This is a genomic window from Mesorhizobium sp. M1295 (assembly GCF_040318135.1).
GTDB lineage: Bacteria > Pseudomonadota > Alphaproteobacteria > Rhizobiales > Rhizobiaceae > Mesorhizobium.
In genome coordinates this window covers 21560-41459 of the sequence record NZ_JAMYLU010000002.1, presented here as the reverse complement: position 1 = coordinate 41459, position 19900 = coordinate 21560, and the positions used below count along the sequence as shown (strand labels likewise).

Below are 19900 nucleotides of genomic sequence, written 5' to 3'. Positions count from 1 at the left end.
CCACCTTGTCGGTCATCGCTGAGCCGCTCCCGTTGCAAGTTCCATGATCGCTTCCTGCCGCAGTGGCTCGCCCTCCGACGCCGTTACCTCGCCGGCAATGGTGCCGTCGCGCATCACCAGCACGCGGTCGGCGATGCCGATCACCTCCGGCAGTTCGCTGGAGATCATCAGGATGGCGATGCCTTTCTTGGCCAGATTGTCGATCAGCCGGTAGATTTCCGACTTCGCCCCGACGTCGACGCCGCGGGTCGGCTCATCGAGGATGACGACCTGCGGCTCTGTTTCCAGCAGGCGGGCGAGCAGCACCTTCTGCTGGTTGCCACCCGACAGCGAGCCGGCATTGGCCTGCACCGAGCTGGTGCGGATGGAGAGCTCGGACACCGCCTTGGCGGCGCGCCTTTCGGCGGCCGTGAAGTCGCGCAGACCGCCGGCCTTCGCGTCGCTTGCCAGCACGCCCATGCTGATGTTGTCGGAGATCGACATGTCGAGGAACAGGCCAAGTTGCTTGCGGTCCTCGGTCAGGTAGGCGATGCCGGCATCCAGCGCCTCGCTTGGCGAACCGATGGATATCGGTTTGCCGCCGAGCTCCAGCGTGCCCGATATGTGCCTGTCGGCGCCGAAGATCAGCCGTGCCAGTTCGGTGCGGCCCGAGCCGACCAGGCCTGCCAGTGCCAGCACCTCGCCTTTGTGGAGGTCGAAGGAGCAATTCTTTATGAGATTGCCGTCCGACATGCCGCGCACCGACAGCGCGACGGCGCGCTTGCTGTCCGGCGGGCGGTGATCCTTCTTGTAGAACGTCGACAGATCGCGCCCGACCATCATCGATACCAGGCGTGAGGCGTTCAGATCGGCGCGGTCGAGCGTGCCGACATAGCCGCTGTCGCGTAGCACGCTGACGCGGTCGGCGAGCTGGTAGACCTCGTCCATGCGGTGGCTGATGTAGATGATGGCAATACCTTGCGACTTCAGCGTCGCGATCACCTCGAACAGCCGGTCGGTCTCACGCGAGGTCAGCGACGTGGTCGGCTCGTCCATGACGATGATGCGCGCATTGGTCGACAGCGCGCGGGCGATTTCGACCAACTGGCGTTCGCCGAGCGACAGGCTGGTGACCGGGGTGCGCGCTGAAAAAGTCACGCCGAGCCGCGCGATGATGTCGCTGGCGCGCCGGTTACACTGCTCGCGATCGACGATGCCGAACCGTCGCGGCTCGTTGCCGAGGAAAATGTTCTGCGCCACCGACAGATTGGGCGCCAGCGACAGCTCCTGGTAGATGACCGCAATGCCGGCGGCGCGTGCCTTGATCGGGTCGCCGGTGGCGGCCGGCATGCCGTCGATCAGGATCTCGCCGCCGGGATCCGGCCGGTAGGCGCCGGACAGCACTTTCATCAGCGTCGACTTGCCGGCACCGTTCTCGCCCATCAGCGCGTGCAGCTCGCCGGCATGGACGGTCAGCGACACATCGTGCAGGGCGCGGATCGGGCCGAATGTCTTCGAGATGTGGCGCATCTCCAGCACCGGCTGGCGCACCGTCTCGATCCGGGCGATGGCGCTCATCGCGCACCTCCCGCAGCTGCTCTGGGGGCACCCCGATCGGCGGCAAGGCCGCGCCAGTCGTTGCGGTAGCCGGCAAGGCCGCTGAAGCTTGCCGCATGCACCGCCTCCGGCGCCTCGGTGGCAAACTCGCGTCCGGCGCTTTCGAAGGCGAGCGCCCCGGCACCGGTGGCGCTGCCCTCCAGCGTTGCGCCCTGCAGGAAGGCCTGCCCGGGACGCAATTGGGCCAGCAGCGCGGCAAGCAGCCCGCCATTGTTCAGGCCGCCGTCGACGATGACGGTATTGTCGGAATGGATCAGCTCGAGGCACAAATCGACCATCAGCGCGACATAGAGCAGCGCCATGGCCGCGCGTTCGTCGGCGTTGGGCGTGCGCCCGACCAGTTCGCCGCGCCGGTGTGCCATCGGGCCGCCGGGCGCGAAGCTCGGCAGCGCCATGATGCCGGCGTCGATCACCCGCTGTATCGATGACGGCGCGATGGCGCCCTGCCAGCCGGCGCTGATCGTCGCGAATTCGCGGCCGCCCATGAAGCGGATGGTTGGCACCGGGCCGCCATCGACATCGACGTTGACCAGCATGTCGCGCTCGCCGTCGAGTGCGTCGAGCGGGCAGTCCGGATTGAGAACGACGACCCAGGTGCCGGTCGAGACCACGGTCACCGGCCCGAGCTGCTGCCGGCGGTAGGCATGGAGCGCGGCATTGCTGTCGTGGACGCCATTATGGATGGCGACCGGCTTCGCGGCTCGGCCGAAGCGCTGCTCGCCGATCACCGCGCCGGCACGCTCGAAGGCGGGCATCTGGCCGCGCCAGCCCTCGCCATCGACCAGCGAGCTGAAATCGCGTTTGCGCGGCGCCCATAAATGCGAGTGGCAGCCGAGATAGGACACTTCCGATACCGGCCGGCCACCAAGGCGCCAGCTCCAGTATTGGGGGTAGCCGAGGATCGATTTCGCTGCGGCGAAGGCACCGGGCTCCACCTCCTTCAGCCACAACATGTGGCGGCCGTAGTTGAAGCCAAGCGGCAGGCGCGGCGAAAAGGTCTCGGCAAAATCCGGAATGCGGCGATCGATTTGCGCGGCGATCTCGGCCGGCGGTTCCTGCTCGTAATCGAGGATCGGATGCGTCAGCGCGGCGTCGTCGACCAACGCGAAGGTGCAGCCATGGCCGGATACCATCAGCCCTTCCACGCCATGCGTGTCGACGGCGTCATCGATGGCGCGGGCCGCCCAGTCGTGCAGCGTTGCCTCGTCGAGCACGCTGAAGCCGTTTTTGCGGATCCAGCTCGGCTGGGTGCGGCGCTCGTCGAGGATGCGTCCGTCCTGGCCGAAGACGAACAGCTTCGAATTGGTCTTGCCGAAATCGAGGACGGCTACTTTCACTGGGCGCCTCCCGAGGAAGCGGCGATGCGCACCATGACGCCGGCATCTTCGAGCATGCGCGCGTCGGTGTCGGACAGGCCCTCATCGGTGACCAGCGTACCGATCCGCGACAGCGGCAGCGCCACGTTGCGGGCGTGGATCGACAGTTTGCGGCTGTCGGCCAGCACGACGATCTGGTCGGCGCAGAGGCTGAGCTCGACGATCGAGCGGACCAGCAGCGGGTGCGATTCCAGAAGGCCTTCCTGGCCGATGCCTTGCGCGCCGAGAAAGAACTTCGAGGCGTAGAACGGCACCGTCTGGGTCAGCGAATGGATGATACCCGGCTCGCGGTGCAGTTCGCCGCCGGCGACGGTCAGGCTGCAATGGCCGTGATCGCTGAGATAGGCCGCGAGCGGCATCGAGTTGGTGTAGAGCCGGATGTTGCGGTCGGCGAGCTTGACGCCGAGATGGAAGCAGGTCGAACCGCCATGCACGATGACCGCGTCGCCGTCGCGCACCATGGTGGCAGCGAGAGCGGCGATCTGCCGCTTGGCCTCGACGGCGAGGTCGCGGTTCTCGTCATAGGGCCTGGCATAGGCGACGCCAACTTGCGAAGCGCCATCGAGCGCCGAGATGCCGCCATAGACCTTGCGCGCTTCGCCGGCCTCGTCGATCTTGTCGATGTCGCGCCGCACCGTCGCCGCCGACACGCCAAGCCGCTCCTGCAGCTCGCGCACCGATGCGAAAGGCCGGTCTCGCAAAAGCTCGACAATCTGGCGCTGGCGGCCGGAGTCGCTCAACCCTTACCTCCCAATGCGCTTGCCTCCCAAGCCATTTTGCACGGCATTGCCATTTTGCACGGCAATTGGTGCAACTTACTCAACGGGCATCGGATTGCAAGCGTGATTTGACGCGATAACATCACTGTTGACGTAACTTACTCGCATCTGCGATACCAGCGTCGGTCTTAGTCCCGGCAACGGGCCGTCCAAAGCCGTGGCCACGCGGCCGGTTTGTGGAGGAATTTCGATGACGATCAGTGCGGATGCGCAGGAATTGGCAGCGCTGCGGTCGCTTTCGGCCGTCATCGGCAGCGACCCGCATCTGACCCAGGCCGCCGGCGGCAATACCTCGCTGAAAGCCGGCGACACGCTCTGGATCAAGGCCTCCGGTACCTGGCTGAAGGACGCGCTTACCGCAGACATCATGGTGCCGGTCAGCATCCCGCCATTGCTTGAAGCCATCGAACGGCGCGACCCGGCCGCCGAACAGCCGCAGGCCTTTGCCATCGGCGCCCTCAATCCACGCGGCTTGCGCCCGTCGATCGAGACCACGGTGCATGCGCTGATGCCGCAGCGTATCGTCCTGCATGTCCACTGCGTCGAGACCATTTCGCTGGCCGTGCAGGCCGATTGCGAGGCCGAGGTCGCCAGGCGGCTCGATGGCCACCAATGGACCTATGTTCCTTATCGCCGGCCGGGGCTGCCGCTTGCCCAAGGGATCGCCGAGCGCTTGCGGCCAGGCGTAGACATCCTGATCCTCGGCAATCACGGTCTGGTCGTTGCAGCCGAGACCGTCGCCGCGGCCGACATGCTGCTGCGCCGCGTAACCCGGCTCCTGGCGCGGCCGCCGCGCCAGGTGGCTGAGCCGGACATTGCCGCACTGACGGCGCGCGCCGGCGGCAGCGGCTACAGACTGCCAGCCGACGTGGAGGCGCACGCGGTGGCGATCGACCCCGAAAGCTGCCGCATGGCTTCGGGTGGCAGCCTCTACCCCGACCACGTCATCTTTCTCGGCGAGGGTTCGGTCGTGGCGGGACCGGGCGAGGATGTGAAGCGCGTGATCGAGCGCTGCGGCGCCGCACCCGTGGCGATCCTGTTTCCCGGCCTTGGCGTGCTGATGCGCGGCGACGCCGGCGCCGGCGCCGACGCCATGCAGCGCTGCCTCGCCGACGTGACGGCGCGGGTCGATGTCGCAGCGAAGCTGAATTATCTGACAGCGGCGGAGAATGACGAACTGATCAACTGGGACGCCGAAAAATATCGCCAGAAACTCAATGCCGGAGGCAGCTGACATGCCGCGTTCGTCAAGCCCGCTATCAACTGGCCCGCTTGCCATCGGCATCGACATCGGCACATCCGGCGCGCGCGCCGTCGCAATGCGCCCGGACTTTTCCATCGCCGCGCATTCCGCAATTGCCCTTGAGCGATTTGGGCTGAACGGCCGCGACCCCGCCGTATGGTGGGAGGCGGTCGGCGCGACGTTGGCGGAAGTGCTCAAATGTATCGATCGCGCGGCAGTGCTCTCGATCGCCGTCGACGGTACGTCGGGCACGCTGCTGCCGGTCGACGGCTCCGGGCGGCCGCTGGCCGAACCGCTGATGTACAACGACAAGGTCGCTGACGACATTATTCTGACTGCAATAGCCGGCGCGGCACCGGCAACGAGCGCTGCACTTGGGGCGACGTCCGGTCTCGCCAAGGCGCTGTCTTTCCAGCACCTGCCCGGCGTCGCCACTGTGCTGCACCAGGCCGACTGGATCGCCGGACAGTTTTCCGGCCGCTTCGATGTCAGTGACGAGAACAACGCGCTGAAAACCGGCTACGACGTCGAGGCCCGGCGCTGGCCGGACTGGATCGCGGCGACCGGCATGCGCATGGAATTCCTGCCCCGAATCGTGCGGCCGGGCGATGTCACGGGCACGCTCACCGCCAGCGCTGCGAAAATGTTCGGCCTGCCGCGCGACGTGGTTGTCGTCGCCGGCACCACCGATGGTTGCGCGTCGTTCCTGGCGACCGGTGCGACTGCCGCGGGCGCCGGCGTCACCGCGCTCGGCTCATCGCTGACCATCAAGATCCTCTCCGACCGGCCGATCTCGGCGCCGCAATTCGGCATCTACAGCCATAGGCTGGGAGACACCTATCTGGCGGGCGGCGCCTCGAACTCCGGCGGCAAGGTGCTGGCCCAGCATTTCCCCGTCGCCCGCATTGTCGAGCTCAGCAAAAAGATCGACCCGGCGACCGAGACCGGCCTCGATTATTACCCGCTGCCGGCGCCGGGCGAACGCTTCCCCGTAGCCGATCCGGCGCTGCCGTCCCGCCTCGAGCCGCGGCCCGCCGACGACGCCGACTATCTGAAAGCGATGTTCGAGGGTATTGCGGCGATCGAAGCGCTCGGCTATCGCCGGCTTGCCGAACTCGGTGCCCCCCGGCTGACGTCGGTCAGGAGCGTCGGCGGTGGTGCGGCCAATCCGGCCTGGACGGCGATCCGGCAGCGCAAGCTCGGCGTCGCCCTCTTGCCGGCTCTGTCGGACGAGGCCGCCGCCGGTACGGCGCGGCTGGCGCTGATGGGCGCAGGCGCAGCGGGGCTTTTATGACGGCCAAGATAATTCAGCACCTCGACGGGATCGGCGCGCTGGCCGAGCGCTACCAGGTGTTCCTGCTCGATCAGTTCGGCGTGCTGCACGACGGTACCAGCCCCTATCCCGGCGCGGTGGACGCGCTGTCGGCACTCAAGCGCGCCGGCAAGACCATCGTGCTGATCTCGAATTCCGGCAAGCGGGCGCAACCCAATGAGCGCCGCCTGCTGAAGCTCGGCTTCGCACCGGGAAGCTGGGACCATTTTGTCTCCTCCGGCGAGGTGGCGTGGCGCTCCTTCCACGAAATGGCGGCATCGAGGACCCTGCGCCCGCAGACAAAATGCCTGCTGATCAGCCGCGACAATGACCGTTCGGCTGTCGACGGCCTTCCCCTTGTCCTGGCCAAGGACGGCGACGATGCAGAACTGGTACTGATTTCCGCCAGCGAGGGCGATCGCTACGACCTCGATCATTATCGCCGGCTTCTTGGTCCGGCAGCGGCGCGCCAGGTGCCGTGCTTCTGCACCAACCCCGACAACATCATGCTGACTGCCGTCGGGCCTCGCTTCGGCGCCGGCCGGCTAGCCGATCTCTATGAGAACCTCGGCGGCAGCGTCACCCGCATCGGCAAGCCCTATCCGCAGATATTCGAGGCAGCGCTGGCGCTGGCGGGCAACCCGGAGCGCAGCAACGTGGTCTGCGTCGGCGACAGCGTCGAGCACGACATCGCCGGCGGCAACGGCGTCGGCGTCGCGACGACGCTGGTCCTGTCCGGCATATTGGCGGAGACACCTGATCTGGAGACTGTTTTCGCCACGCTGAACGCCCGCCCCGACTACATCGCGGATAGCTTCAGGTTTCGCTGAATTGTTAAGGCGAGACAAAGCTAATCGAGGTTGAAACGCCCGATCACCGGCACATGGTCGGAGGGCCGCTCCCAGCCGCGCGCCGGCCGCAGGATTTCATAGCCGGCAAACTGCGGCACCAGGTTTGGCGACGACCAGATATGGTCGAGGCGGCGGCCGCGATTTGACGCCTGCCAATCCTGTGCACGATAGCTCCACCAGGTGTAGAGCTTCTCCTCGTAAGGCACATTGAGCCGCATCAGGTCGACCCAGTCGCCGGCGAGCCGCATCGCTTCGAAATTTTCCGTCTCGACCGGCGTATGGCTGACGACGTTGAGCAGCTGCTTGTGCGACCAGACATCGTGCTCGAGCGGCGCGATGTTAAGATCGCCGACCAGGATCGAGCCGGAAACCTCGTCATGCTCGGCGCGGACGGCGTTCATCTCGGCAACAAAATCGAGCTTGTGCTTGAACTTCCGGTTGACGGCCGGGTCGGGCTCGTCGCCGCCGGCCGGCACGTAGAAATTGTGCAGCAGGATCGCCTTGCCGCCAGCCTTGACGGTGACCGACAGATGCCGGCTGTCGTCGATCTCGCAGAAGCGGCGCTTTTCGACCACCTCGATCGGCCGCCGTGCCACCGTCGCAACGCCGTGGTAGCCCTTCTGGCCATGGAAGGCGATGTGCTCGTAGCCAAGCTTGCGGAACGCCTTCTCCGGAAACAATTCGTCAGGAACCTTGGTTTCCTGCAGGCAGAGCACGTCCGGCGCCTGCTCGACCAGCAGACGCTCGACGATCGGCATGCGCAGCCGGACGGAGTTGATGTTCCAGGTAGCGACGGAAAACGGCATGTGGGGTTCCGGACAACGCAAGATCCGCCGGATGGCCCGACGGAAGTCAATCGCGGAAACTACTGCCAGCCGCGCACCGCAAAAACAAGACGGCCGCGCCTTGGGGGGCGCGGCCCATGACTTTCCAGAAATATCAATACAGGAACCAAGCCCAAGGTGTGCTGAGATTCAGGTCAGGCCGAGTCGGAGTCGAAGACGGGCGCGAAGCGACCAGAATGGTGGATTCCGAGAACCGGAGCGGAGCGTACTTTTGGGTACGTGAGCACCGGCCTACGCCGGCCGTAGCGTTAACTGCCACGACCGCTCATGAGTGCTTTGGCCGGCGAAGGCCGGAAGCGCAGGAAACCGCCGTTTGCAGGCCGGCATCACCTGAATATCGACACACCTTAGCGCGACTTGGTGTTCAGTTCCCGGTTGGCCGTATAGTCGATGGCAAAGGTGTCGGGCGCGAAACTGACGCCCTCCTTGGTGTTGAAGATCATCACCGTCGTGTCCTTGCCTTGCGCATCGGTGATGGTCCACTGCCGCAATTCATAGGATTTCGGATCGAACATCATGGTGATCTTCGAATTGCCGAACACCGATTTGTCGGCAAGCTGGATGGTGGTGAGATCGTTTTCTTCCTTAACGCTTCTGACGCGTCCGCCCGACAGATCGATCTTGTCGTCGAGCAGCAGCTTCAGCGGTGTCTTCGACAGCGGGTAGAGGTCGGAGGTCCGCAGCTTCTTGTTGAGGATGACCACCGACTTGCCGTCGGAAATCACCCTGAAATTCGAGGCGCCGTCATAGTTGAAGCGGATCTTGCCCGGCCGTTCCAGAAAGAACTTGCCGCCGGTCTGCTCGCCCTTTGGCCCGAACTGCACGAACTCGCCGCTCATCGATTTGACCGAGGAGAAATGATCGGCGATCTTCTGCGCCGTCGCCGGAACCGCTGCTTGCGCCGACGCCAGCAGCTGGAAGCCGGGCACGACGTTGACGGCCGCGGCACCGGCCAGGACCAGACCGAGGCCGAGCACCTGTCGGCGGGTTGGGGCGAAATCCCTGCTTGGGGCGAAAGATGCGTTTTTCATGCCGGTCACCATCATCTGATTGCTTGCTCGTTATATTGGTCTGGCCCCCCAGTTGGGCTTAAGTTTGGCGGGCGCGCAGCGCTCATCCGTTGCAACGCGCCGAGAGGTTCAAAGTTGCCGGCGCGGATGCGCTCTAGAACTTGTCGTCCTCCGTCGGCACCAGGATTTCGCGTTTTCCGGCATGGTTGGCCGGGCCGACAATGCCTTCCTTCTCCATCTTCTCGATGATCGAGGCGGCGCGGTTGTAGCCGATGCCGAGCCGGCGCTGGATGTAGCTGGTCGAGGCCTTGCCGTCGCGCAGCACCACCGCGACCGCCTGGTCGTAGGGATCGTCGGAATCCTCGAAATTGCCGACGTCGCCGCTGCTGCCACTGCCTTTGCCCGACGGCTCATCATCATCCTTGTCGTCATCCTCGGTGATGGCGTCGAGATATTCCGGCACGCCTTGCAATTTCAGATGCGCGACGATCCTCTCCACCTCGTCGTCGGAAACGAAGGGACCGTGCACGCGCTGGATGCGGCCGCCGCCGGCCATGTAGAGCATATCGCCCATGCCGAGCAGCTGTTCGGCGCCCTGCTCGCCCAGGATGGTGCGGCTGTCGATCTTCGATGTCACCTGGAAGGAGATGCGGGTCGGGAAGTTGGCCTTGATGGTGCCGGTGATGACGTCGACCGACGGCCGCTGCGTTGCCATGATGACATGGATGCCGGCGGCGCGCGCCATCTGCGCCAGGCGCTGCACTGCGCCTTCGATGTCCTTGCCGGCGACCATCATCAGATCGGCCATCTCGTCGATGATGACGACGATGTAGGGCATCGGCTCGAGGTCGAGGTTCTCCGTCTCGTAGATCGCCTCGCCGGTCTGGCGGTCGAAGCCGGTCTGCACGGTGCGCGAGATTCTTTCGCCTTTTTTCTCGGCCTGCTGCACGCGCGCGTTGAAACCGTCGATGTTGCGGACGCCGACCTTCGACATTTTGCGGTAGCGGTCCTCCATCTCTCGCACGGTCCATTTCAGCGCCACCACCGCCTTCTTCGGATCGGTGACCACCGGCGTCAGAAGATGCGGGATGCCGTCATAGACCGAGAGTTCCAGCATTTTCGGATCGATCATGATCAGCCGGCAGTCCTGCGGCGTCAGCCGGTAGAGCAGCGACAGGATCATGGTGTTGATGGCGACGGACTTGCCCGAGCCGGTGGTGCCGGCGACCAGCACGTGCGGCATCTTGGCGATGTCGACGATGACCGCCTCGCCATTGATGGTCTTGCCCAGCGCCAGCGCCAGCTTGGCCTTGGTGGTCTCGAAATCGCGGCTGGCCATGATCTCGCGCAAATAGACGGTCTCGCGCCTGGCGTTCGGCAATTCGATGCCGATGGCGTTGCGGCCAGGCACCACGGCGACACGGCAGGCGATGGCGCTCATCGAGCGGGCGATGTCGTCGGACAGGCCGATCACCCGCGACGATTTGATGCCGGGCGCGGGTTCCAGCTCGTAAAGCGTGACGACCGGACCCGGGCGCACATGGATGATTTCGCCCTTGACGCCGAAATCCTCCAGCACGCCCTCGAGCAGGCGGGCGTTCTGCTCCAGCGCGTCCTTCGACAGGCTGGCGTCGCGCACCACGTTCTTCGGTTCCGACAGGAAATGCAGTGACGGCATCTCGAATTTTTCCGAGCCGATCAGCGAGGTCTGCGCCTCGCGCTGGACCCGGGCGCCGGGTGCCGGCCGCGGCGCCGGCGCCTCGACGCGTGTCGCCGCATCGGAACGGAAGTTCTGCACCTTCGCCGTCGGCGCGACGCGGCGTTGGCCGGCCGGCTCGGGTGCGAAATCCATGTCGTCGTCATTGTCGTCGTTATCGAAGACATCGGCATCGTCGGGGTCGATCGAGGCACTGCGGTCGTTGACCATGGCGGCGAAGAATTCCGGCTCGACGCGGGCGCGCCCGCCCGGGCTCATCCGCGCCTCGGCGAACTCGGCCGATTCGACCCGTTCTGCCGCCCGCCGCCAGGCGCTGGCCCGCGGCTCCATCTCCGGCTCGAAATCGTCGCGCTCGCGCCGGCGCGCGGCGCGGCGACGCAGATAGGCCCGCAGCGACAGCCACCAATGGGTGATGGCGCCAAGCGCCAATATGCCTTCGTCGCCCTCGTCCTCTTCATTGTCGAAAAGCAGGTCGTCCTGCGGATCGGCAGCAGTGGGCTGATCAAGCACGGCAAAGCCGTTCTTGCGTGAAATCAGCGCCGAACCATACAGAAACAGCCCCAGCGCCGGTGCTGCAAGGAGCACGGCAAGCACGCTGGCGACGAGGCCGGTCGGATAGCCGCCGATGACCAGGCCGGGAATGTTGAGCACCATGTCGCCAAAGACGCCGCCGAGGCCGGTCGGCAGCGGCCAGGTCTTGGGCGGCACCACGCAGCCGGCAATTGCCGCGCCAAGCAGCGAAAACCCGAACCAGGCCAGCGCCCGTTTCGGCAGCCGGTCGACGCCGCGCGCGGTAAACAGCAGAAATCCCCAGATCACCGCCGGCACCAGCGCCGCAACGGCGGCGAGTCCGAAGAACTGCATGGCAATGTCGGAAAAGACGGCGCCGGCATAACCCATTGCATTGGTGACGATATTATCGGTGGCGTGCGAGAAGCTCGGATCGGCGACGTTCCAGGTGGCAAGGGCGGCGACGCCGAAGCCAACCAGAGCAAACAGCCCGGCACCGACCAGCCGCCCGACCTGGCGCCTCGCGAACGCCCGGATGCCGTGCCCCGTATCGGCCAGCGCAAACGGTGCTGAAGCCCCTGAACGCATGCTCTTCCTCGTCTGTCGTTGCCCGGCCGGGCGCGGACGCGCAACACGGCAGATTCGGCTGTCAGACTAGCGGCGGGAAGGTTAAGGGCGCATTAACCATGGGCAGCCTGCGTCTGCGGAACGGGCGCAGGATGTCATGCCTGACTTCCTGTTCAAACGCGGCGGTGATCCTGCGACAGGCATTGGCAACCACGCTGACTCGGCGAAAATGGCGGGCACGCTGGAGCCGCTGCGGCAGATGTTTCACGCCGCCGACGGATCGAGCACCTTGATCAAGCGATCGTGATCGAGCCGTCACGGCCATCCGCGCACAAAAAGAGGCCCGGAAGATTTCCGGGCCTCAAGGCGTGAGCCCTTGCGGGAGCATCACGACGGGATGGGACGTCGCGAGGCGGCCGAGGCCGCCCCGGACGAGCTTACGGGTGATAGGCCACTTCGCCGTGCGAGGTGAGATCGAGCCCCTCGCGCTCTGCATCGGCTGTCGGACGCAGGCCGACGATCAGGTCGACGATCTTGTAGAGGATCGCGCTGCCGATACCCGACCAGAGGATTGTCACCAGCACACCCTTGAACTGCGACATCAGCTGGGTGGCCGTGCCGGCGTAGCCGGCGGCGAAGTCGGCTGTCGAGTAATCGACGATGCCGGCGCCGCCGAGAGCGGGATTGACCAGGATACCGGTGCCGAGCGCGCCGATGATGCCGCCGATGCAGTGGATGCCGAAAACATCGAGGCTGTCGTCGTAGCCGAACTTGTTCTTCACCACCGAGACGAAGAAGTAGCAGACGCAAGTGGCGACGAGACCGAGCACGATGGCGCCCATCGGTCCGGCAAAGCCGGCGGCAGGTGTCACGGCGACGAGGCCGGTGACAGCACCCGAAACGGCGCCAAGCATGGATGCTTTGCCGCGCAGCAGCGTTTCAAGCACGATCCAGGTCACTGCCGCCGCCGCCGTGGCGACAAACGTATTGACCATGGCCAGCACGGCATAGGCGTTCGCTTCCAGGTTCGAACCGGCATTGAAGCCGAACCAGCCGACCCACAGCAGCGAGGCGCCGACCATGGTCAGCGTCATCGAGTGCGGCGCCATGACGTCCTTCTGGTAGCCGATACGCTTGCCGATCATCAGCGCGCCGACAAGGCCGGCAATGCCTGCATTGATGTGAACGACGGTGCCGCCGGCGAAGTCGATGGCGCCGAAGCCGAAGATGAGACCCGACGGATCGCTATAAGCGCTCGGGCCGCCCCAGAACCACACCATGTGCGCGATCGGGAAGTATACGAAGGTGACCCAGAGGATGGTGAAAAGGATCACGGCGGAGAACTTGATGCGTTCGGCGAAAGCGCCGACGATCAGGGCAGGCGTGATGCAGGCGAAGGTCATCTGGAAGAGAACGAACACCAGTTCGGGAATGGCCACGCCCTTGGTGAAGGTTTCGGACACCGTCGTCACGTCGACGCCGGCCAGAAACATCTTGGAAAGGCCACCGACGAAGGCGTTGCCGGGGGTGAAGGCCAGGCTGTAGCCGTAGAAAACCCAGACGATCATGACCACGCTGGTGATGGTGAAGACCTGCATCAGCACCGACAGCATATTCTTGGCGCGAACCAGGCCACCGTAGAAAAGGGCAAGGCCGGGAATGGTCATCAGCAGCACCAGAATAGTGGAGATCATCATCCACGTCGTGTCGCCCTTGTCGACGGTGAATGCCGGCGCCGCTGCCGGTGCTGCCGGAGCCGCTTCCTGAGCGAACGCAGCAACCGTGCCCAGTGCAGCGAGAGCGAGCGAACCCAAAACGGCCGCGCGTCCCGTTATCTTCAAGGTGGAAGGAATATTCATTGAACTCTCCATTGGAATACGTGTCCGCGGCTCAAAGCGCGTCGGTGTCTGTTTCGCCGGTGCGAATGCGCACCGCCTGGTCGATGCCGAAGACGAAGATCTTGCCGTCGCCGATCTGACCGGTCTTGGCCGCCGCGGTGATGGCTTCGACGGCCTTGTCGACCATGTCGACGGCGACCGCGACTTCGATCTTGATCTTCGGCAGGAAGCTGACCGCGTATTCCGCCCCGCGATAGATTTCCGTGTGCCCCTTCTGACGTCCGTAGCCTTTTACTTCGGTGACGGTCAGGCCTTGGATGCCGACTGCGGTGAGCGCCTCGCGCACCTCGTCGAGCTTGAACGGCTTTATGATTGCCATCACGATCTTCATAAGGTTTCACCCTTTGCTGTTGCGGGTCCCCGCGTTTGCACGACTTCGCCGATCCCCATGAGAGCCGGAGAGTGCCCGCTAGGATTCAAGCTCCGTGCCAATTGCCGAAGCAGGGTGTTAAGCTGTTGTTAAACAACGAAATCGGGAAGGTTTGTCGGCTGCCTGTTCACAGTCGCGTCAATGCAAATGCTTAAAAAATAGGCAAAATTCGAAAAATGCCTACTCGGCAGGCGGCCGCTTCAGCCGGATGAGTCCTTCTTGGGCAACCGAGGCGATCAACGTGCCGTCGCGGGCAAACAGCGAGCCGCGGGTAAAGCCACGCGATCCTTGCGTCGACGGGCTGTCCTGCGTGTACAGCATCCAGTCGTCGAGCGGGTGGCTGCGATGGAACCACATGGCGTGGTCGAGGCTCGCTGCCTGGATGTCGCGATCGAAAATGGCGCGGCCGTGGGCAAAAGTCGAGGTGTCGAGCAACGTCATATCGGAGAGGTAAGCGAGCACGGCCGCCTGCGTGGCGCGGTCGGCCGGCACCGGGCCGGTGGTGCGGATCCAGATGTTCTGCTTCGGCTCGAGCTTTTCCCGGCTGGTGTAATGCTTCAGCATCACCGGCTTCATCTCGATCGGCCGGTCGCGCTCCCAATAGCGCTTGATGCCGTCGGGCACGGCTTCGCCGAACTTGCCCAGCAATTCGCGCTGCGACAGCAATGTGTCGGGCGCCGGCACGTCCTGCGGCATCGGCACCTGATGTTCCAGGCCGACCTCATCCTGCTGGAATGAGGCTTCCAGCGAAAAGATCGCCTGGCCGTGCTGGATCGCGACGACGCGGCGCGTGGTGAAGGAGCCGCCGTCACGGATGCGGTCGACCTCGTAGATGATCGGCACCTTGGTGTCGCCCGGTCGCATGAAATAGCCATGCAGCGAGTGCACATGGCGCTCGGCCTCGACCGTTCGCTGCGCGGCGACAAGCGCCTGGGCGATGGTCTGGCCGCCGAAGATGCGCTGCCAGTCGAGCTTGGGGCTGCGACCGCGATACAGGTTGTGTTCCAGCTGCTCGAGGTCGAGAATGCCGAGAAGCTCGTCCATGGCTGCCGTCATCTTGACCTCGCCGCAAAATTACCATGGCGGTTTCCGACAGGAACAGCGGGCAGTCAAGGGCGGAATGCCCGGCGACAGTCAGGCTGCGAAAGGAATTGCCATGGTGGACAGCAAGAATTCGCTCGACGTTCTGGTCGCCGGCGCCGGCTATATCGGCCTGGCCGCCGCCGTGTCTCTGAAGCAGGCGCGGCCGAGCCTCGCCGTTGCCGTCGTCGACGCAGCACCCGCCGGCGTCTGGCAGAAGGACGGCCGCGCCTCGGCGATTGCAGCCGCCGCGTGCCGCATGCTCGACCAGCTCGGCGTCTGGAACGAGATAGCGCCGGAGGCGCAGGCGATCACCGAAATGACCGTCACCGATTCGCGCACAACGGATCCGGTCCGTCCGGTGTTCCTCACCTTCGACGGCGAGGTCGCGCCCGGCGAACCCTTTGCGCATATGGTCGCCAACAAGGATTTGAACGGCGCCTTGCGCCGGCGCGCCGAACAGCTCGGCATCGGCATCATCGAGGGCGTCGCCGTGCGCGCCTTCGATACCAACGGCGCCGGCATCACCGTGCATCTTGCCGATGGCGCGACGCTTAAGGCGCGGCTGCTGGTCGCCGCCGACGGCGTCAACTCGAAGCTGCGCGACATGGCCGGCATCAAAACGGTGAAATGGGAGTATGGCCAGTCCGGCATCGTCTGCACGGTGGCGCATGAGCGGCCGCACAACGGCCGCGCCGAAGAGCATTTTCTTCCGGCCGGCCCCTTTGCCACGCTGCCACTCAAGCCGGGCAAGGACGGCACCAACCGTTCGTCGATCGTCTGGGTCGAACGGTCGCAGGATGCCGAAAAGCTGGTCGCAGGCGACACCCTGGTCCTGGAGTATGAGCTCGAGCACCGCTTTGGCCTCAAGCTCGGCGAAATCCATATCGCCGACAAGCCCCGCGCCTGGCCGCTCGGGCTGACCATTGCGCGCGCCTTCGTCGCGCCGCGCATCGCCTTGGCCGGCGACGCCGCCCACGGCATCCACCCGATCGCCGGCCAGGGCCTCAATCTGGGCTTCAAGGACGTGGCGGCACTTGCTGAGGTGGTGGTCGAGGCCGACCGGCTCGGCCAGGACATCGGCGCGCTCGACGTGCTTGAGCGCTACCAGCAATGGCGGCGCTTCGACACGGTGCAGATGGGCATCACCACCGATGTGCTGAACCGGCTGTTTTCCAACGATTTCGGCCCGCTGCGTACGTTGCGCGACGTCGGTCTTGGCCTTGTCGAACGCATGCCGCGGCTGAGGGGGTTCTTCATCCGCCAGGCGTCAGGTCTGTCCGGCGACACGCCGAAGCTGTTGAAGGGCGAGGCGATCTGATCCATCTCACAGACATGCCAGGATGTGTTGAGATTCAGGTCAGGCCGAGCCGGAGTCGAAGACGGGGCGCGAAGCGACCAACAGTGGCTTCCGAGAACCGGAGCGGAGCGTGCGTTTGGGTACGTGAGAATAGGAAGCGCAGGAAGCCACCCTTTGCAGGCCGGCATCACCTGAATATCAGCACACCCTAATTGACCTCGAAACCGAGCTTCTGGCGCAGCCGGAGCATGCGCTGGTCGGAAATCTGCTGGCTTTGCCCGCCGACTTCCGTGACACGGCTGACCATCTGTAGCAGATCGTTCCTTTCAGCCGCGTCGAGGCGTTCGCGCAGGAACGGTGCCAGCTTGTCGATGACGACCGTGGCATCGTCGATTTGCGAGGCCGCCCATTTGGCGTAGATCACCGCTTCATCGGTCTGCTTTTTGTCGGCAATCTCCGAGATCACCGATCGAATGGCAGCTTCGCGTTGCGGCAGCACCGGACCATGCTCGGAAACAATGGCGGTGATCAGCGTCGCCGCCGCCACGACCGGATCGTCGATCGCCGTCAACGGCGAGAGCGCCGCCTGCTTGCGCAGTTTCTTGCGGCGGACATTGCCCTGGACGCGGCCAACGACGTCGGCAACCTCACGCGCCGCGTCGTTCATGGTCTTCAGCCGGTACCACCAGAACGCCGCTGCCCCCAGCAGGCCGATTGCAGCAATCAATATATGCATGCCCAAGATCCCCAATCTCAGGCGACGATAAGAGAAGTGTCGTTTCGCTTCAACACGCAAAAGTTGCGTCAATTGAAGAAACGAAAGCCTGCGCCAGTCGCCGGCCGCCGACATCTCTACGACCCCGGCACATTGTAGATCGCCCGCACCTCGATCGTGCCGATTTCTGCCAGCGGAATGCCGCCGGCGATCTCCAGCGCCTCGTCGAGGTCCCCGGCCTCGATCATGACGAAACCGAGCAACTGCTCCTTGGTCTCGGCGAAGGGGCCGTCCGTGACCAGCCGCTTGCCTTTGCGCCGGCGCACGGTCTTCGACGTCTGCACCGATTGCAGCGCCTGCGCGATGATCAGCCGGCCGCTTTGCGCCACCGACCTGTCATAGGCCAGCGAATCGGCGTCGAGCTTGGCCAGCCTCGCAGGCGTCATTGCGTAGAGATCTTTTTCTTCGCCGTAGACCAGGCAAACGTATTTCATCTTTACCTCCATTCCTGGGTTGAAGCGGCAGCCGAGGCTAGGGAAATCTCGGCCGGGCCTTTGCCCGCTGTATGATCGAGCCCCGCTGCATAATCCAGAAAGGACACCGCAATCCCGATAATGGCAATCGCCGCAAGCAGCCGGCCGAAGCCGGAAGGCGGCAGGCGCGACCAGTCGGCTTGTTGTTCACCGGCCCTGTGGCTGGTGTTTGTCCAGTGAGCAGAAAACAGATTGTTCATGTGATCCTCCATCCAGCCACCAATTCCATGGCCCGCAGGACGGCCGGGACAGATGGAAGTCGACATTTTTGCACGCATATTTTTTTCGCGATTTTTTTCCCGAGCGATTTTTTTGCTTGACCATGATGTGTCACGCTGCCGCCGATACGAAAGCGCGGGTGGCCTTCGCTCCAGCGCGCGCTATAGTCGACTGGATGCCGATCACGGGCTCAATCACGACAATCAAGGAGGAATTGATGGACCGCACCGCCAACGCCGTTTGGAAAGGCAGTTTCAAGGAAGGCAAAGGCACGCTCGAAACCCAGAGCGGGACGCTGAAAGGTACGCCCTATTCTGCCAAGATGCGTTTCGAGGACGAGAGCGGCAAATCCGGCACCAACCCGGAAGAGCTGATCGCCGCCGCCCATGCCGGCTGCTACGCCATGCAGCTTTCGCATTTCCTCGCCGAGAACGGCACTCCGGCTGCCGAGCTCGACGCCAAGGCCGTGGTAACGCTGGTCCCCGGCACCGGCATCACCGGCAGCGCGATCACGCTGGTCGGCAAGGTGCCGGGCATCGATGCCGCCAAGTTCAAGGAACTGGCCGAAAAGGCCAAGGCCGAATGCCCAGTCTCGAAAGCGCTCGGCGCCATCAAAGTATCGCTCGACGCCAGTCTCGGGTGAGCCGTAAGCAAACCTGCATCGAACAGCCAGTCGATGATTGGCGACAGCATAGCGGCCATCCGATCTCCCTTGCGGGGGGCTGGCAGGATAGAGGGAAGATCGCGGCTTTATTCCAGCTTGGGTTGCTCGCCCCACGACAGTGGGGAGAGGTGTCTCGGCGAAGCCGAGACGGAGAGGGGAACCGCGCTCTATGAAGCCCCCTCTCCGGCCGCTTCGCGGCCACCTCTCCCCCGCTTCGCGGTGGGCGAGGAACCCAGTCTTGAGAGTCGGGGGCCCCACGGGCTCCCATCATGCCCGGGCGTAACCCAATGTCAGTTCTTTAAGGCCGCAGCGCGCACGTCCGACGGCGTCGCGTCATAGCGCCGGCGGAACGCCCGGTTGAAATAGGAAAGGTCGTTGAAGCCGGCATCGAAGGCGATTGCCGTGATGCTGCGGTCGGCATGAGAAGGATCGCCCAGCATGCGATGCGCGCGCACTAGCCGCTGGCGCAGCATGAAGTCCGACAGCGACGTGCCTTCGCTCTCGAACAGTTTTCGCACATAGCGGGCGCAGAGATGGTGGCGGGCGGCGATGTCTTCGGCCGACAGCTCGCCGTGCCCGCCATGGGCGAGGATATCGGCCTTGATGGCGCGCAGTCGCGCCACCCGCACGCCGCGGCCACGCGCAATTTCGGCGGCATCCCTGGTCGCCCCCATGGCAAGCGCGGCAAGGTCGAAAATGTGAGTCGCGGCCAGCTGCCAGGTTTCCGGCGTCAGCGCATCGTCTGCATCCTGGATCGACTGGACATAGTCGAGCAGCAGCCGCATCGCCCCGCTCGTGGTCGGCAACGGCTGCATAAGCACCGAAGCCGGATCGCCGATCAGCGGCGAAAGCTGCCTCAGCGAGAAGCTCATATTGACGAAGCGCATGCCGCCGGGCTGGATGAGGTTGAGGCCGACCTCTTCGCCGCTCATCATCAGCGCCCGGCCGTTGCCGATCGGTTCCTCGCGGCCGCGATGCTTCATGACGCTCGCGCCATCGAGCGCCGCCAACAGGATGAGGTCGTCGCTGTCGATCAGCGGCATCGAGTGATGCGCCCGGAATTCCGAGGAAGTGCCGGTGGCAATGCCGAGGCCGGGCAGCGCACGCACTTTCATGTCGACACGCGTCGGTGCGAGCGGATCGAGCTCGACCTTGAGGACCGTGCGGCCGTAGACCTCGCGCATCACCTCGACGCGATCTTGCTCCGGAAACGCGTCCGTCATCAGCCTGAACGAGGTCGTCGCATTCATCGGCATCCCCCAGCCCGAGAGCGCGCTGATATGCGCCGAGCCCCCTGAAACGTCAATACAGGGCC

The 19900-nt window shown here is 64.5% G+C and carries 19 protein-coding genes; 6 read left to right on the top strand and 13 right to left on the bottom strand.

The features are described 5' to 3' along the window. Window positions 1–12 precede the first annotated feature (12 nt). Genes NKH29_RS03230 through NKH29_RS03220 form a run of 3 tightly spaced genes read right to left on the bottom strand, consistent with a single transcriptional unit; the run spans window position 13 to window position 3712 of the window. Window positions 13–1557, bottom strand: a complete 1545-nt coding sequence (locus NKH29_RS03230; protein ID WP_352999018.1) for a sugar ABC transporter ATP-binding protein — start codon at window positions 1555–1557, stop codon at window positions 13–15. Continuing rightward, window positions 1554–2933, bottom strand: coding sequence for an FGGY-family carbohydrate kinase (locus NKH29_RS03225; RefSeq protein ID WP_352481021.1), 1380 nt, complete (start codon window positions 2931–2933; stop codon window positions 1554–1556). The genes NKH29_RS03230 and NKH29_RS03225 overlap by 4 nt, the downstream gene beginning before the upstream one ends. Further along, window positions 2930–3712, bottom strand: a complete 783-nt coding sequence (locus NKH29_RS03220) for a DeoR/GlpR family DNA-binding transcription regulator (RefSeq protein WP_023721392.1) — start codon at window positions 3710–3712, stop codon at window positions 2930–2932. The genes NKH29_RS03225 and NKH29_RS03220 overlap by 4 nt, the downstream gene beginning before the upstream one ends. Before the next feature lie 229 nt (window positions 3713–3941). Between NKH29_RS03220 and NKH29_RS03215 the strand changes: the two genes are divergently transcribed. From NKH29_RS03215 to NKH29_RS03205, 3 genes are read left to right on the top strand one after another with little or no spacing between them, the layout of a single operon-like run. Beyond that, window positions 3942–4985: a class II aldolase/adducin family protein gene (locus NKH29_RS03215; protein WP_352961997.1), complete on the top strand. Its 1044-nt coding sequence runs from the start codon at window positions 3942–3944 to the stop codon at window positions 4983–4985. 1 nt (window position 4986) lies between these two features. Next, window positions 4987–6288, top strand: a complete 1302-nt coding sequence (locus NKH29_RS03210; RefSeq protein WP_352999015.1) for an FGGY-family carbohydrate kinase — start codon at window positions 4987–4989, stop codon at window positions 6286–6288. Continuing rightward, entirely contained in the window at window positions 6285–7136 is an 852-nt protein-coding gene (locus NKH29_RS03205; protein ID WP_352999013.1) for a TIGR01459 family HAD-type hydrolase, read from the top strand. Before NKH29_RS03210 ends, NKH29_RS03205 begins: the two co-directional genes overlap by 4 nt. 20 nt (window positions 7137–7156) lie before the next feature. Here NKH29_RS03205 and NKH29_RS03200 read toward each other — a convergent pair whose 3' ends face one another. The 3 genes from NKH29_RS03200 to NKH29_RS03190 form a co-directional block, all read right to left on the bottom strand. Next, on the bottom strand, window positions 7157–7963 hold the full coding sequence (locus tag NKH29_RS03200) for an exodeoxyribonuclease III (protein WP_023721396.1): 807 nt from the start codon (window positions 7961–7963) through the stop codon (window positions 7157–7159). Between the two features lie 386 nt (window positions 7964–8349). Then, window positions 8350–9033: an outer membrane lipoprotein carrier protein LolA gene (locus tag NKH29_RS03195; RefSeq protein ID WP_352481025.1), complete on the bottom strand. Its 684-nt coding sequence runs from the start codon at window positions 9031–9033 to the stop codon at window positions 8350–8352. A gap of 133 nt (window positions 9034–9166) precedes the next feature. Then, window positions 9167–11827 carry an FtsK/SpoIIIE family DNA translocase gene (locus tag NKH29_RS03190; protein WP_352999011.1) on the bottom strand — a complete coding sequence of 887 codons (2661 nt, stop codon included), beginning with the start codon at window positions 11825–11827 and terminating at the stop codon, window positions 9167–9169. Window positions 11828–11963: 136 nt separating this feature from the next. Here NKH29_RS03190 and NKH29_RS03185 point away from each other — a divergent pair, with 136 nt between their 5' ends. Then, entirely contained in the window at window positions 11964–12113 is a 150-nt protein-coding gene (locus NKH29_RS03185; protein WP_023722684.1) for a hypothetical protein, read from the top strand. A gap of 130 nt (window positions 12114–12243) precedes the next feature. Here NKH29_RS03185 and NKH29_RS03180 read toward each other — a convergent pair whose 3' ends face one another. From NKH29_RS03180 to tesB, 3 genes are all read right to left on the bottom strand, one after another. After that, entirely contained in the window at window positions 12244–13665 is a 1422-nt protein-coding gene (locus NKH29_RS03180; RefSeq protein WP_352481028.1) for an ammonium transporter, read from the bottom strand. Window positions 13666–13696: 31 nt separating this feature from the next. Then, on the bottom strand, window positions 13697–14035 hold the full coding sequence (locus NKH29_RS03175) for a P-II family nitrogen regulator (RefSeq protein ID WP_023679755.1): 339 nt from the start codon (window positions 14033–14035) through the stop codon (window positions 13697–13699). A gap of 219 nt (window positions 14036–14254) precedes the next feature. Next, on the bottom strand, window positions 14255–15130 hold the full coding sequence (gene tesB, locus NKH29_RS03170; protein WP_023722686.1) for an acyl-CoA thioesterase II: 876 nt from the start codon (window positions 15128–15130) through the stop codon (window positions 14255–14257). A 100-nt stretch (window positions 15131–15230) separates the two neighbouring features. Here tesB and NKH29_RS03165 point away from each other — a divergent pair, with 100 nt between their 5' ends. Next, window positions 15231–16475, top strand: coding sequence for a ubiquinone biosynthesis hydroxylase (locus NKH29_RS03165; protein WP_352917816.1), 1245 nt, complete (start codon window positions 15231–15233; stop codon window positions 16473–16475). A 187-nt stretch (window positions 16476–16662) separates the two neighbouring features. Here the strand turns inward: NKH29_RS03165 and NKH29_RS03160 are convergent, their stop codons facing one another. From NKH29_RS03160 to NKH29_RS03150, 3 genes are all read right to left on the bottom strand, one after another. Continuing rightward, window positions 16663–17190, bottom strand: a complete 528-nt coding sequence (locus tag NKH29_RS03160; protein WP_023722688.1) for a hypothetical protein — start codon at window positions 17188–17190, stop codon at window positions 16663–16665. 116 nt (window positions 17191–17306) lie between these two features. Then, a complete protein-coding gene (locus NKH29_RS03155) occupies window positions 17307–17663 on the bottom strand; it encodes a YciI family protein (protein ID WP_352999009.1) in 357 nt (118 codons plus the stop codon). A 2-nt stretch (window positions 17664–17665) separates the two neighbouring features. Next, a complete protein-coding gene (locus NKH29_RS03150) occupies window positions 17666–17902 on the bottom strand; it encodes a hypothetical protein (protein ID WP_352917795.1) in 237 nt (78 codons plus the stop codon). A 236-nt stretch (window positions 17903–18138) separates the two neighbouring features. On the opposite strand from NKH29_RS03150, the gene NKH29_RS03145 reads away from it, so the two are divergent. Further along, window positions 18139–18564: an OsmC family protein gene (locus NKH29_RS03145; protein ID WP_352494072.1), complete on the top strand. Its 426-nt coding sequence runs from the start codon at window positions 18139–18141 to the stop codon at window positions 18562–18564. Window positions 18565–18875: 311 nt separating this feature from the next. On the opposite strand, the gene NKH29_RS03140 is transcribed toward NKH29_RS03145, so the two are convergent. Next, entirely contained in the window at window positions 18876–19835 is a 960-nt protein-coding gene (locus NKH29_RS03140) for a helix-turn-helix transcriptional regulator (protein WP_352494071.1), read from the bottom strand. Between the last annotated feature and the right edge of the window lie 65 nt (window positions 19836–19900).